The organism is Patescibacteria group bacterium (genome assembly GCA_040387855.1).
Taxonomy (GTDB): domain Bacteria; phylum Patescibacteriota; class Minisyncoccia; order Phycocordibacterales; family JAKAEA01; genus JAZKCY01.
This window is the reverse complement of record JAZKCY010000001.1, coordinates 900,817-915,523: the sequence shown is the minus strand read 5'-3', so window position 1 is coordinate 915,523 and position 14,707 is coordinate 900,817. Positions and strand designations below refer to the sequence as shown.

The following is a 14,707-nucleotide window of genomic DNA, read 5'->3' as shown; positions in this document are numbered from 1 at the left end:
CATGTCAAAACAAAAAATTGACGAAGGACGAAATTGGTATGTGATCCACACCTATGCGGGATACGAAAATGCTGTTGCTCGAAATCTTCGACAGCGAATCGAATCTCTTGGAATGGAGAACAAAATTTTCCAAGTTGTTGTTCCTACTGAAAAGAAAATTAAGGTAAAAGGAGGCAAGCGAATTGAAGAAGAAGAAAAAGTATACCCGGGTTATATTCTCGTAGATATGATCGTTACTGACGATTCATGGTATGTAGTTCGAAACACTCCTCGTGTAACTGGATTCGTAGGTTCTGGAGTATATCCTGTACCTATAAACAAGCATGAAATTGATGCTCTTATGGGACGAATGGAAAATGATACACCTAAGCACAACATTGATCTTGAAGTAGAAGATCATGTTCAGATTGCTGACGGTCCATTTAAGGATCTTGAAGGTAAGGTAAACAAGGTTGATCAGGAACGAGGTAAGGTAGAAGTGCTTGTAAACATGTTCGGCCGAGAAACTCCAGTAGAGCTAGATTTCTTGCAAATTCGCAAGATTTAAGCTAAAGTCTTAGCACTGTTACGCTTCACACTAATATATATCTAAACAATAATTCGATGGCAAAGAAAGTTACAAAAATTCTAAAGATGCAAATTCCTGGAGGTAAGGCCGTTCCAGGTCAGGCTCTTGGTCCAGTACTTGGAGGCGCCGGAATCAACATTGGTGAATTCGTAAAGCGATTCAACGATGAAACGAAGGCACGAGTTGGGGAAATTGTTCCTACTGTTGTTGAAGTGTACGATGACCGAACCTACAAGCTTTTTTATAAGACTGAGCCTGCAAGTCAGCTCATCCTAAAAGCGATTGGAAAGGAAAAGGGATCAGGTAAGCCAAACACAGCAAAAATTGGTACTATCACAAAAGCTCAAATTAAAACTATTGCTGAAAAGAAACTCGTTGATCTAAATGCTGCTGATATCAATGCCGCAATGAAGATTATCGAAGGTTCAGCTCGATCAATGGGCGTAGATGTTAAATAATCTCTTTTAGATTACATAAACCAAAAAATCCCTCGCATTGCGTAGGGATTTTTTGTATACTTATTTTATTAAAAACTAGATATAACCTAATGAACGACGACCAAAATCAGAATCACAACGATGATGCTCAGCCCGTAGATGCTGGACCAATTTCAGATTTAGATGGCATTGAAATTCAAACATTACGACCTGCTTCTTTTGAAGCCGATGAAAGTACTGATACACCAGCAGATGATTCATCAAATGATGATGGAGGAAGTGTGGATGGAGATGATGATGAAAGCATGTCATAACTATTAAAAAACACCCTGAGATTAATCTCAGGGTGTTTTTTAGTAGGGAATTATTTAGAAGGTCTATCAGATAGTACTCCAATTTTCCGAGCAATATAAGGCGTGAGTGGAGGCTCAATAACAAGTGTAAGGAGAATTACCCACATACCAATCGCGATAACAAACTGTGAAGTGATGATACTGAATGTTGCGGCAATGATGAGAAGAATAGCTGCGATAATTCCAGTCTCTCGAATAAAACTTAGGAAAAGTAAATCTGAGAACGTAAACTGTTTGATCCAAGGTAATAGGGAAATAAATACAACGAGCGGACGAATGACAAACATAAATACGAATGCTGAAAGGATTCCAATTGGTGCTAGATCAAGCAATGTTGCTACTGGCACTAATGCACCAAGCATTATGAAAATAAATGGTTTGATGAGGTGATTCAAAAGACTTTCTGTAAATCTTGATGCCTGACGCAATCCAAGGCCAATATCAGAAAAGAGTCCAGCCATAAATGCAGCAAGGAATCCTGCACCTCCCAATACGTTTCCAAGTACAAAAGTAAATATTGGCACTGAGACTAGAAGTGCTGGATCGGCTTCTTTGTGGCCAGTTGAATGAGTCCCATTTTCTGAATAGAAGCGCTTGATGAGCATAAAGCCAATATAACCAACAATTATCCCGGTGAGGATCTGAAGTGCAAGAGCATCATAGGTAGTCTTATTAATGAGTGGGGTGAAATAGCTAAACAAACCAGTATGTGTGCTTGCAGCTGCACCAAGCATGGCTAAAAGTAGGAATCGTGTGAGAATACTTCCACTCACGTCAGTAAGAGCACTTTCTGAAATTGCAATTTGTTTGATATAGCTTCGCTTAAATCGGAGCGTAGCAAGGGTTGGAATAATTGCTGTAGGATCGGTAGATGCAAGCGCTGCACTTAATATAACTATAGATGGTAGTAATTCAGGTGTGAGAAGTCCAAACCAGCTCGCAATGTAGCTTAATGCAACTGCAAAAAAGACAGATGATAAGATCACTCCAACTAATGAGAGAGATGCAATAGGGAAGAACCATTTTTTAAAGTTCTTAAACGGAATATCAAGTCCTCCAGAAAAGAGGATAATAGCAGCAAAAACTTCCATTAAGATTTTTACGCTATTAAGTTCGCTTGTATAGGTAGCGAGCATTGGTTGCATTGCCATACCAGCAAAGATTGCCCATACAAAAGAAGGAATTGCAGTATGTGGCGCAATCCGGTTTATGTAGTATCCAATAAAAAGAACTCCTCCTAATACCAACAGTTGAAGATCGATATCGTGAATGAGTGACGGTGCGTAACCAAATGCCCACTGACCTAATGATGAAATAATTACTAAAAATATAATAAGTGTTGCGTAGGGTAGAAACTTTTTCATATTAATAGTATATCAACTCATGCATTATTTGCCCTGTGCATAATAATTTTCATTGCAGAGAAATTTTTTTCTGATACAGTGGCGGCAGGGGGTAACCTTTTTGAGGATTGTTTTATGACGACTGTTTATGTTGGTTGTGCACTCACGTTTGCATCCCAGGCCTACCGGGACAGCATCACTGCTCTTAAGTCGTTGTTGCGGGAACGCGGCTACGAGGTGCTCGAATTCCTCGACATGACGAAGGGCACATGCCACGACGTTTGGGTTCAGGACATGAAGGTGTGCGTTGCCAACTGCAAAATCCTGCTTGCTGTGGGCGACTTCGCTTCAACCGGCCTTGGCATCGAGATTGGCTTGGCCATCGGCCGACACAAGACGCCAGTGCTCATCGTCGCGCAGGACGAACTACTCGTCACTCGGGCCATCCAGGATCCCGACGAGGAGAATGTGTGGTTCAAGCGCTACACCGATCTCCTTACGGATGTCCCGAGGCTACTCGACGAGACAGTGAGAGATCTTAAGGCTCGCCATATCCTGACGTAATTGCCCAGCATGCGTCGGGTTTTTTTATGCATATAAATTGATCACTTGCCTAGCTTTGCATTTTCATTAAGAGGACGTATCATTAAGCTACATGAACAGCAGAAATTCAGAGAAAAAGGGAGCATTACCTAGTCAGTCTATTTTAGAACTAATAAGTGCCGGATTTATTAAAGGAGCTAAGGAAGCCAATGTCCGACCATCGTCATTGGATCTTTCTATTTCAGATGAAATTTATAGCGTCGAGGGGATTTTTCAACCAAAGAAAAATGAAACCGTTCGACAAGTTTTGGATATCATCAAGAAGAAAAAACATTCTCTCACCAAACCTCTAGAGCGAGATTGCATGTATATGATCCGTCTTAATGAAACGATGGAGCTCCCTGAATCTGTCTACGGTTTCTGCAACCCAAAATCTACTTCGGGACGAATTGATGCCCATGTTCGTCTGATTGCTGACGGCGTCTCACGATACGATTCAGTAAATCCTGGATGGAAAGGTGAACTCTGGATTTCGATTGTGCCAAAAACATTTCCTATTAAATTATATGAAGGTGTGAGTTTAAACCAACTGCGATTTTTCAATGAAGACAAACGCTTGAATGATGCCGAGCTTGAGATTGCAATGAAAAAGTACAAGCTTTTATGGCGACAACGAGATAATACTCCGTATGAATATTCGGATCTAAAAGTACGTGATCAGGATAGTTCTGTTATTCTTACTCTGGATCTTGCTGGAGAAATTCTTGGCTATGAAGGTGTGGTTTCAGACAATGTCGTAGATCTCGAAAAGATAAACTTTTATGATTACAAGAAATTCTTCAAGCCTATAAAAAAGAAAGGTAATTATGTGTACTTAAAAAAGAATGCTTTCTATATTCTTTCAACTCACGAAGCTATTCGTGTGCCTCCAGAACTCGCATGTGAAATGGTGCCTATGGATGAACGCTCTGGAGAATTCCGTTCACACTACGCAGGTTTTATTGACCCAGGATGGGGGTGGGGAATGGAAGGTGAAGGTAAGGGCCGTCCGCTTACGCTTGAGGTACGACCCTTTGAGGATTTAATTGTGCGTCAGGGTCAACCAATTGGTAAGATAAAGTTTGAAAAAATCACTGAAAATCCAGACCTACCATACGACGCATACAATTCAAATTATATTAAACAGACAGGTCCAAAATTGGCAAAACACTTTAAGCAAAAATAATAAATACCCATGAAAACATTCATCTACGACGAGTTTAGTCCCGAAGATATGGCAATGATGCAGGCTTTGTATTCTCGAAGTGCCTCGTCGGTAGAAGAACATGCAAAGAAAGTGCGCGAAGTAGGTTCTGGAAAATTTATGGAACGCTACTATGTAGGGTATGGCCATGCTTCTATTGCAGATTGCGGATCTACTACTGTGTTTATCGAAGGAGTATCAATGCTTGTAGCAAAAGCCGTCCAAGACTGGCCGCTCTACTCAGGACAAGAAACAAGTTCTCGCTACATTGATATGTCAAAGCAGGAAATTATTGATCCTGTAAAAACAAAAGCTTCAAAGGCTATTATGCAAAAGTGGATGGACTTCTATTTGGGAAGTCAGCCTGCACTTGAAGAACACCTTCGAGGTAAGTATCCAAGAAAAGCAACAGAAGACGAAGCTGTATATACACGTGCGATCAAAGCTCGTGTCTTTGATATCCTACGAGGATTTTTGCCAGCAGGAGTGACAACACAGCTTTCATGGCACACAAATTTACGCCAGGCTCATGACAAGCTTTCACTTTTGAAATATTTCCCATTGCCTGAAGTTCAAAAGGTTGCGAAAGAAATGAATGATAAGCTCTTAGAAAAATATGCTCATAGCTTTGGGCATAAGACCTATCCAGAACAGGAAGCATACCGAAAGCTTTCAGTAGAGAAGTATTCATATTATACAGAAGCTCCTAAGACAAAAGGATTTTCAACATTCACTACTATTAAGAATGATATGTTGAAGCCATACAAAGATTTGATTAAGAAGCGCCCAGTAAAAACCAATCTCCCTCATTTCCTTACTGAACTTGGAAGAATTACCTTTGAATTCTTAATGGATTTCGGATCATTCAGAGACATTCAGCGACATCGAAACGGAGTATGCCGCATGCCGTTGCTCACTACAAAATTTGGTTTTCATGAATGGTACATAGAACAGCTCCCAGCAGATCTTCAGAAGCAAGCAAAGCAACTTATCAAAGAACAAGTTGCAGCTATTAAAGCGCTCAAAGCCACAAAAGAAATTACTCAGTATTATGTAGCCATGGGCTTTAATGTATCATGTAAAGTAACCTATGGGCTTCCAGCAGCTGTGTACACAATGGAACTTCGTTCTGGAAAACTTGTGCATGCAACCCTTCGAGAAGTGGCGCACAAAATGTATACCGGTATGAAAAAGGTTCTCCCTGATTTAGTGCTTCACCCTGATCTTGATAAAGATGATTGGGATGTTCGCCGAGGATTGCAGGATATTAAAGAAAAGAAATAATTCTACATACCAATGAAAGATACAGAAATAAAAAAGCTTATAGAAGGGGAAAAGAAGCGTCAGAAAGAAGTGACCAATCTTATTGCCTCTGAAAACTATGTGTCAGCTGATGTGCTTAAAGCTCTTGGCTCTGAGCTTACTAATAAATATGCAGAGGGATACTCAGGTAAGAGATATTATGGTGGGCAAAAGTTTGTAGATAAAATTGAAGATCTTGCTCAAAAGCGAGCCCTCAAGCTTTTTAAGTTAAAGCCTACGCAGTGGCATGTAAACGTTCAGCCTCTTTCTGGTTCTCCTGCAAACGTTGCTGTGTATTCTGCTATCGTTCCCAAGGATGGAAAAATTATGGGCATGGCACTCGATAATGGAGGTCACCTTACTCACGGACATAAAGTATCTATTACTGGAAAATTTTGGCTTCAAGTGCCATACGGAGTTCATGCAGAAACTGAGCAGCTAGATTATGAAGAAATAACAAAGATTGCAGTAGAAAATAAACCAGTGCTTATTGTTGCTGGTTTTACTGCGTATCCACGAAAAATTGATTTCAAAAAGTTTAGAGATATAGCTGATGCCGCAGGTGCAATGCTTATGGTAGATATGTCTCACTTTGCAGGGCTTGTTGCTGGCGAAGCGTATCCATCACCATTTGAATATGCAGATGTTGTCACTACAACTGTACACAAAACATTGCGTGGCCCTAGAAGCGCAATGATTTTCTCACGACTTGATAAAACTATTGCTAATGCAAAAGGTGAGCAAAAAAATATTTCAGAACTTATTGATAAATCAGTATTCCCAGGTATGCAGGGTGGTCCTCATGTAAATCAAATTGCAGCAGTAGCTGTTGCACTTAAAGAAGCTGATACTCCAGCATTTAAAAAATATGCAAAGCAGGTAGTGAAAAATGCACAGGTTCTTGCAGATGAATTGCGAAAGCGAGGATGGAGAATTGTATCTGATGGAACAGATAGTCATATGGTGCTTGTTGATACATGGCTTGGTGGAAAGGGAGTGGGAGGTAAAGATGCAAGTGATCGTTTAGAAAAAGCAGGAATCATTGTAAATAAAAATACTATTCCAGGAGAAACACGAAGTGCTATGGATCCATCGGGTGTTCGATTGGGAACTGCTGCAGAAACTACTCGAGGACGCACTGAAAAGCATATGATTCAAATTGCTGAGAAAATAGATAAGACCCTAAGAAAGAAAAAGAAATAATCATATGCCAACAACCAAAGGAAAATTTATTGTTATAGATGGTATTGATGGATCAGGAAAGGCTACACAGGTAGGGCTACTAAAAAAACGACTCTTAAAAGAGAAAGTAAAAGTGAAGACTATAGATTTTCCTCGTTACTACAACAACTTTTTTGGAAAATTAATTGGAGAATATCTTTCTGGAAAGTATGGAGACTTTATCGAGGTAGATCCTCGTATTGCCTCAGTGCTCTATGCCGCTGATCGACTTGAATCAAGCAAGGATATTAAAAAGTGGCTCGATGAAGGATATGTAGTAATTGCTGATCGCTATGTGAGTGCCAACCAAATTCACCAAGCTGGTAAAGTTGAAAATCTAAAAGAGCGGCAAGAATTTTTAAAATGGCTCGATACTATGGAATATAAAGTATTTGGTATTCCAAAGCCAGATAAAGTTATTTATCTCGATGTTCCCTATGAAGTGAGTAAAGAGTGGCTACAGAAAAAAGTGAGTCTGCGAAAAAAGAAGTATTTAGATGGAGGTAATAAAGATGTTGCTGAAGACAATCTTATTCATCTAAAAAATTCACGGGCTAGTGCGCTTTTATTGGCTGAAAGTAATAAAAACTGGACTCGTATTGAATGCTGCGACGGTATGGTATGTATGTTGCCTGAACAGGTAAATGATGAAGTATACAAAGTAGTTAAAAAAATCATTAAGAAATAATATATTTAAATATTAGTATGGCAAAAGAAGTAGATCTCAAATCAAGTGCAGGAAGTCAGGGGAAAACCACAACCCAGATTGTTACCTTTATGGGTGGAACAAAAAAGACTATTAAAGGTGTGATTTCATCTACCATTATGCAAGGCCAGTTTACGAAATTTAATACTACTGACGGCCGCCTTATTATGGTTAATGATCCTAATGTACTTTGTATTGAAGTATTTAAAGAAGAGTAATGAAAATATATTTTGCAGGATCAATACGTGGCGGACGTGATGATAAAGAACTCTATTTGGAGCTCATAAAAAAGCTGGGTTCTTATGGCACTGTGCTTACGGAACATATTGGAAAAGTAGATCTTGATGTAATGGGAGAACAGGATCTTAGTGATGAACAAATTTGTGAACGTGATCTAAATTGGATTAAAGAATCTGATGTACTCGTTGCAGAAGTAACTACAGCCAGTCTTGGAGTGGGTTATGAAATTGGTTTTGCAGAAGCTCATAAGAAGCCGATTTTAGCTTTATATCGCGAAACAGAAGGTAAACGACCATCAGCTATGATTAGTGGAAATACGTATCTAACATTTAAAAAATATAAGAATGTAGAAGAAGCAGATATGCTTTTTAAAGAATTTTTTGTTGAAGAATAATATGTCATTTGTACCATTAGTCTTAAAAGTAAAGAAAATGCATCCTCATGCAACGATGCCTACTACAGCAATGGTAGGGGACGCTGCTTATGATTTATATACATCTGTTCCTATTGAAATTAAACCAATGGAACGAGCACAAATTCCAACAGGTGTCGCTATGGAAATTCCGTATGGATATGTTGGACTCATTTGGGATAAAAGCGGGCTTTCACATCGATCAGGGTTAAAAACACTTGGAGGAGTTATTGATGCAGGATATCGTGGAGAAATTATGGTTGGAATGATCAATCTTGGTGATCAACCAATAATATTTGAGCGCGGTCATAAGGTTGCCCAAATGATTATTCAGCGACGAGAAGAATGCGTGATAGAAGAAGTAGAAGAACTTTCAGAATCAGATCGTGGACAAGGAGGCTTTGGAAGTACAGGGAAAATATAGTAGAGTAGGATTACATGACTATTCAGAGTACGCTACAAGACCTAATACAAAGAGCCTGTGAATCTCTGGGAGTTCCCAAAGATATGGCTCCTATTGTGCTTGATCATCCTGCTGATCAAAAGAATGGCGATTATTCTACCAACATTGCTATGGTGCTTTTCAAATCTTTGGGAGCAAGCTCAAAGAGCCCATTTGATTTGGCTGAAAAAATCACTGCTCGAGTTCATGATCTGTTGAAAGAAACAAAGCATCCCTATATAGAATCAGTACAAGCTGTGCATCCTGGTTTTATAAACTTCAGACTCACTAAGAAGTTTTTTACAGAATCTCTTACAGAGATATTAGATCAGACAGTATGGTATGGAAAAACTAAAAAGTTGTGGAATAAGAAAGTAATTATCGAATATACAGATCCAAATCCATTTAAGCAATTTCATATTGGGCACCTAATGTCGAATACTATTGGAGAGGCCCTTTCTCGTGCATTTGACTTTCAAGATGCAAAACTAACACGAGCTACATACGGTGGAGATGTGGGACTTCATGTTGCAAAGTGTATTTGGGGAATCATGAGACTTCGTGATGAATTTCCTCAAACTAACGAACGTGCCCAAGTGGCTTTTTTGGGTAAAGCATATGTGTATGGTTCAAATGCCTATGAAGAATCTGCAGATGCTCAAAAAGAGATAAAAGACCTCAATAAAAAGATTTTTGAGAAAAGTGATCCTGAAGTACAAGAGATCTATGATTGGGGACGGGCGATAAGTATCAAGCATTTTGAAGAAATTTACCGAAAGCTTGGCAGTCGTTTTGATTATCATTTCTATGAAAGCGAAGTTGCTGAAGAAGGGAAAACTATTGTTCAAGCATTTCTAGATCGAGGTGTGTTTGTGTTGAGCGAAGGGGCCGTAATATTTCCTGGTGAACAGCATGGATTACATAACCGTGTGTTTATCAACTCTCAAGAGCTACCAACATATGAAGCTAAAGAATTGGGACTTACTAAGCGTAAATTTGAGCTTCATGACTATGATCTTTCTATTGTCATTACTGCCAGTGAGCAAAATGATTACTATAAAGTAATTCTTAAAACTCTGGAATTTATATATCCAGAAATTGCGCGACGAACCAAACATTTTAGCCACGGTATGATGCGATTTGCTTCAGGTAAAATGAGCTCACGAAAGGGTAATGTTATTACTGGTGAATCACTTATTGAAGATATCGAAAAGATGGTCTATGAAAAAATGGCAGACAAAAACTATCACGAGATTGAGAAAAGAGAGATCGCAGAGAAAGTAGCTATCGCTGCAATTAAATACACAGTTTTACGCCAGACAGTTGGAAAAGATATTATCTTTGATCCAGAAAAATCACTTTCATTTGAGGGTGACTCAGGTCCCTATATTCAGTACACCTATGTACGAACAAAATCAGTATTAGCAAAAGCTAAAGACGAGGGAATAGAACCTAAGATTAAACTAAGTACTATTCCAGATGAACTTGGAACCTTAGAACGAATGCTCTATAAGTTCCCAGAAGTAGTTGAGCGATCTGCAAATGAATTTGCGCCGCATCATATTGTGACCTACATTACAGAGTTAGCAGGAGCATTTAATGCTTACTATGCAAATAATAAGATCGTTGGAAAGCGCGACTCAGAATCTCCTTATAAAGTTGCCCTTACAGAAGCAGTATCATGGGTACTAAAAAACGGAATGTATCTCTTAGGAATTGAAGCTCCAGAACGAATGTAATTTGATATTAGCCTAAAAAATGCTAGTATTTGAGCCACAATGGCTGATAAAGAACAACCTCAAAAACCAGCAGTAATGCCGGAAAAAAGTGCTTTAGTACAACGAGAAGAAGAGCTTCTTGCGTTTTGGCAAGCAAACAACATCTTTGAAAAAACATTAGAGAAAGATTCTCCACAAGGTAATTATATGTTTTTTGATGGTCCTCCTTTTGCTACAGGTGCTCCTCACTATGGTCACATTTTACCTGGAACAATGAAGGATGTGATTCCTCGGTATAAAACTATGAATGGCTTTCATGTACCTCGACGATGGGGATGGGATACGCATGGACTTCCAATCGAAAACTTAGTTGAAAAAGAATTAGGTCTTAAGAGTAAAAAAGATATTGAAGAATTGGGAATAGAAAAGTTTAATGATAAAGCTCGTGAAAGTGTGCTCCGGTATGATCATGAATGGAAAGCAATAATTCCTCGAACAGGCCGCTTCATCGACATGGAGAATGCCTATAAGACTATGGATTGGAAGTATTCTGAATCTATCTGGTGGTCTTTCAAAACGTTGCATGATAAAAACCTGATCTATCAAGGATTTAAATCAATGTCGCTGTGTCCTCATTGTGAGACAACACTTTCAAACTTTGAAGTAACACAGGGATATAAAGACATCACAGATATTTCTGTGTATGCAAAGTTTGAACTTGTAGATGAACCAGGTACATTTGTGGTGGCTTGGACAACAACTCCATGGACACTTCCAGGAAACGCAGCACTTGCAGTAAAGCCAGATGTAACCTATGTAAAAGTAAAAGATACTGATCCTGAATCAAATAGTAAAACTCACTATATATTTGCAAAAGATTTATTAGAAAAATCTAAAGATAAATTCAAGAGTAAGAATCCAGAAATAGTTTCTGAATTTTTAGGCGCTGATTTGCTAGGAAAAACATATAAGCCTGTATTTGATTATTACGTAAACGCAGATCTTAAGAACAAAGAAAATGCATGGAAAATAGTAGGAGGGGAATTTGTAACTACAACAGATGGAACAGGAGTTGTGCATATTGCTCCAGCGTTTGGAGAAGATGACTATCTTTTGTCTGTTAAAGAAAATTTACCTTTCATTCAGCATGTAAACACTGACGGGACTTTTAAAAAAGAAGTAACAGATTTTGCTGGCACAAAAGTTAAAGCAAAAGCAACAAAAGAGGATCCTATAGCTCATCAAAAGGCGGATATCGAAGTTATAAAATATTTAGCTGGAAAGGGAACACTTTTTGCAAAAGAAAAGCTTATTCACTCATACCCACATTGTTGGCGATGTGATACACCACTTCTAAACTATGCTTCTAGCTCATGGTTTGTAAAAGTCACTGAATTTAAAGATAAACTCGTAGAAGAAAATAAAAAGGTAACCTGGGTGCCACCAGAAATTGGAGAAAACCGCTTTGGAAAATGGCTTGAAAATGCTCGTGATTGGGCAATTTCACGATCTCGCTATTGGGGCGCGCCACTTCCGGTATGGATCTGTAAAGAATGTGGAAAAACTGAAGTAATGGGATCACTATCTGATCTTAAAAAGAAAACAAAGCGCAACACCTATTTTGTGATGAGACATGGAGAGGCTGATCACAATGTAGCCAATATTTTGAGCTGCGATCCAAAATTTCCACACCATCTTACTGATCATGGTAGAGAACAAGCACAACTTTCAGCAGAAGCGCTTAAAGATAAAAATATAGATATCATAATCGCATCACCATGCGTACGTACTCAAGAGACAGCCGATGTCGTTACTGAAACAATTGCATTTAAAGGAGAACGACTTTCCGATGATCGAATCCAAGAATTTAATTTTGGAGATTACAACGGTAAAACTGTTGAAGAATATCATCGGTACTTTGGCTCTGTAAAAGAACGACTTACAAAGTCACTACCTGGAGGTGAAAATCTCACTGATGTACGAGCACGCATTGGTGATTTTATCTATGACATTGATGCAAAATATGAAGGTAAAAACATTTTACTTGTAACACATGATGGTCCTGCAACTATGCTCTTTGCGGTGGCTGAAGGAGGACATGATGAAAAGATTATTGAACTATGGGGAATGGATCGCAACTTTCTTACACCAGGTCAAGAATCACCCTTAGATTTTGCGCAGCTTCCACATAATAGAGCGTATCAAATAGATCTCCATCGACCATTTATCGACGAAGTAGCATTTGCCTGCGACTGTGGAGGAACATTTAAGCGAGTGCCTGAAGTATTTGATACGTGGTATGAATCAGGATCAATGCCGTATGGTCAGCTTCACTATCCATTTGAAAATAAAGAGCTTATAGATTCTGGTAAACGATTCCCGGCTGATTTTATTGCTGAAGGCCAAGATCAGACTCGAGGATGGTTTTATTCATTATTGGTGCTCTCAGTAGCTTTGTTTGGAAAAGCTCCATATAAGAATGTAATTGTAAACGGAATTGTGCTAGCAGAGGATGGCCAGAAAATGTCGAAGAGACTCAAGAACTACCCTGAAGTTAGTTATATTTTCGATAAGTACGGGGCTGACGCAATGCGTTACTATTTACTTGCATCACCTGCAGTACGTGCAGAAGATTTAGCTTTTACAGAAAAGGGTGTTGATGAAATTTCAAAGAAAGTATTGATGCGCCTTCAAAATGTGTACTCATTTTTTGCTACCTACGAACGTGACTACACAGGTACAGGAAATTCTACAACTAATGTATTAGATCAATGGATTCTAGCTCGACTTAATGAAGTGTCTCAGGAAGTGACGACAAATCTTGAAAGCTATAAGCTCGATCGTGCAGCTCGACCATTTATGCAATTTGTCGATGATCTTTCAACATGGTATCTCCGCCGTTCTCGTGACCGATTTAAGGGCGACGACGCACAAGATAAAGAAAATGCTCTCTATACCACTCAGTATGTTTTGCGTGAGCTGTCGAAGCTTGTAGCGCCTTTTATGCCGTTCCTAGCAGAGGACATCTATCAGAAAGTGAAGGGAACAGATGGTAAAGAAAGTGTGCATTTAGAATCATGGCCGGGAAGTAACGTAATTAATCAAAACGTTATTGTGCAGATGCAAGAAGTGAGAAATCTTGTTTCTACAGCTCTAGAGGTAAGATCAAAAGCAGGAGTTAAAGTGCGTCAGCCTCTCTCAAAACTTACAATTGCAGAAAAATCATTAGTAGATAATCAACAATTCAAACAAATAATTGCTGATGAATTAAATGTGAAAGAAGTGATATTTGGGGATGAATTAAATCTTGATACAACAATTACTCCAGAACTTAAAGAAGAAGGTTTAGCTCGAGATTTTATGCGAGCACTACAAGAAGCTCGAAAGAACGCAGGATTAAATCCACACGACTTTGTGACCCTTACAGTAGATACATCAGACACGGGGAAATCTATAATAGAAAAATTTAAATCAGACATAATGAAAGTTGCTCAGGTACGCGACGTCGTATTTTCTGAAGTAGAAGGTGAAGAATTAAAGATCGAGGATCTTACATTCAAACTTTCGCTTCAGAAATAATGGCTCATCATGTTTATACTACACTTGGATTTATTTTAGATAGCCAGCCCTCTGGTGAAGCCAACCGCGTATATTGGGTATTTACCAAAGATTTGGGAATGGTCCGTGCTACGGCTCAAGGTGTGCGACTTTCTAAATCTAAATTAAAAGCAGCATTACAAGACTTATCATTAGCGCGAGTTTCTATTGTACGTGGTAAAGATATTTGGCGTATAACAAATGCTAAGGCTGAAGAAAATTATTATCATACATATCTTGATAAGAAAAATATAATTCTTGTGTTTGCTCATGTTTTTTCACTTTTAAAAAGATTTATTCCAGGAGAGCAAAAGGATGAAGAGTTATTCGTTATGTTGCAACAAAGCTTTGAATTTTTGGAACAGCAAGAATTGTTTGAAGAAGAAATAAAGGCTTTTGAAAGAATTTTAGTACTCAGAATCTTAAAAGAACTTGGATATATGAGTTCACAGGCAGAACTTGTGCAGTTTCTTTCTAGCGTTTGGAGTAAAGATTTATTAACAGAGATGATCGATAAGAAAAAAATAGCTCTCAACGCAATCAACAGTTCTATTCGCGAAACACAGCTCTAGTCGTGTATAC

Annotated in this window: 15 protein-coding genes; 14 read left to right on the top strand and 1 reads right to left on the bottom strand. The window is 38.7% G+C overall.

Annotation, left to right across the window (positions count from 1 at the left end):
- Position 1: 1 nt before the first annotated feature.
- The 3 genes from nusG (at position 2) to V4519_04980 (ending at position 1,319) form a co-directional block, all read left to right on the top strand.
- Positions 2-547, top strand: coding sequence for a transcription termination/antitermination protein NusG (gene nusG / locus V4519_04990; protein MES2437334.1), 546 nt, complete (start codon positions 2-4; stop codon positions 545-547).
- Between the two features lie 56 nt (positions 548-603).
- Positions 604-1,026, top strand: coding sequence for a 50S ribosomal protein L11 (gene rplK, locus V4519_04985; GenBank protein ID MES2437333.1), 423 nt, complete (start codon positions 604-606; stop codon positions 1,024-1,026).
- An 89-nt stretch (positions 1,027-1,115) separates the two neighbouring features.
- A complete protein-coding gene (locus V4519_04980; GenBank protein MES2437332.1) occupies positions 1,116-1,319 on the top strand; it encodes a hypothetical protein in 204 nt (67 codons plus the stop codon).
- Between the two features lie 50 nt (positions 1,320-1,369).
- Here the strand turns inward: V4519_04980 and V4519_04975 are convergent, their stop codons facing one another.
- Entirely contained in the window at positions 1,370-2,722 is a 1,353-nt protein-coding gene (locus V4519_04975; protein MES2437331.1) for a cation:proton antiporter, read from the bottom strand.
- 114 nt (positions 2,723-2,836) lie between these two features.
- Here V4519_04975 and V4519_04970 point away from each other — a divergent pair, with 114 nt between their 5' ends.
- The 11 genes from V4519_04970 (at position 2,837) to recO (ending at position 14,697) form a co-directional block, all read left to right on the top strand.
- Complete coding sequence (locus V4519_04970; GenBank protein MES2437330.1) at positions 2,837-3,265, top strand: hypothetical protein; 429 nt, start codon at positions 2,837-2,839, stop codon at positions 3,263-3,265.
- 91 nt (positions 3,266-3,356) lie between these two features.
- Positions 3,357-4,469: a 2'-deoxycytidine 5'-triphosphate deaminase gene (locus tag V4519_04965; protein ID MES2437329.1), complete on the top strand. Its 1,113-nt coding sequence runs from the start codon at positions 3,357-3,359 to the stop codon at positions 4,467-4,469.
- Positions 4,470-4,478: 9 nt separating this feature from the next.
- Positions 4,479-5,771, top strand: a complete 1,293-nt coding sequence (locus V4519_04960) for an FAD-dependent thymidylate synthase (protein MES2437328.1) — start codon at positions 4,479-4,481, stop codon at positions 5,769-5,771.
- Between the two features lie 12 nt (positions 5,772-5,783).
- The gene (gene glyA / locus V4519_04955) at positions 5,784-6,992 is read left to right on the top strand and encodes a serine hydroxymethyltransferase (protein MES2437327.1); all 1,209 of its coding nucleotides are present in this window, start codon (positions 5,784-5,786) and stop codon (positions 6,990-6,992) included.
- Positions 6,993-6,996: 4 nt separating this feature from the next.
- A complete protein-coding gene (locus V4519_04950; GenBank protein ID MES2437326.1) occupies positions 6,997-7,698 on the top strand; it encodes a deoxynucleoside kinase in 702 nt (233 codons plus the stop codon).
- Positions 7,699-7,715: 17 nt separating this feature from the next.
- Positions 7,716-7,934 carry a hypothetical protein gene (locus V4519_04945; protein MES2437325.1) on the top strand — a complete coding sequence of 73 codons (219 nt, stop codon included), beginning with the start codon at positions 7,716-7,718 and terminating at the stop codon, positions 7,932-7,934.
- Complete coding sequence (locus V4519_04940) at positions 7,934-8,350, top strand: nucleoside 2-deoxyribosyltransferase (GenBank protein MES2437324.1); 417 nt, start codon at positions 7,934-7,936, stop codon at positions 8,348-8,350. Before V4519_04945 ends, V4519_04940 begins: the two co-directional genes overlap by 1 nt.
- Position 8,351: 1 nt before the next feature.
- Positions 8,352-8,792, top strand: a complete 441-nt coding sequence (gene dut, locus V4519_04935; protein MES2437323.1) for a dUTP diphosphatase — start codon at positions 8,352-8,354, stop codon at positions 8,790-8,792.
- Between the two features lie 14 nt (positions 8,793-8,806).
- On the top strand, positions 8,807-10,549 hold the full coding sequence (gene argS / locus V4519_04930) for an arginine--tRNA ligase (GenBank protein ID MES2437322.1): 1,743 nt from the start codon (positions 8,807-8,809) through the stop codon (positions 10,547-10,549).
- 39 nt (positions 10,550-10,588) lie between these two features.
- Positions 10,589-14,107 carry a class I tRNA ligase family protein gene (locus V4519_04925; GenBank protein ID MES2437321.1) on the top strand — a complete coding sequence of 1,173 codons (3,519 nt, stop codon included), beginning with the start codon at positions 10,589-10,591 and terminating at the stop codon, positions 14,105-14,107.
- Positions 14,107-14,697 (top strand): DNA repair protein RecO, encoded by a 591-nt coding sequence (gene recO, locus V4519_04920; GenBank protein ID MES2437320.1) that lies wholly within the window; start codon positions 14,107-14,109, stop codon positions 14,695-14,697. The genes V4519_04925 and recO overlap by 1 nt, the downstream gene beginning before the upstream one ends.
- Positions 14,698-14,707: the final 10 nt, after the last annotated feature.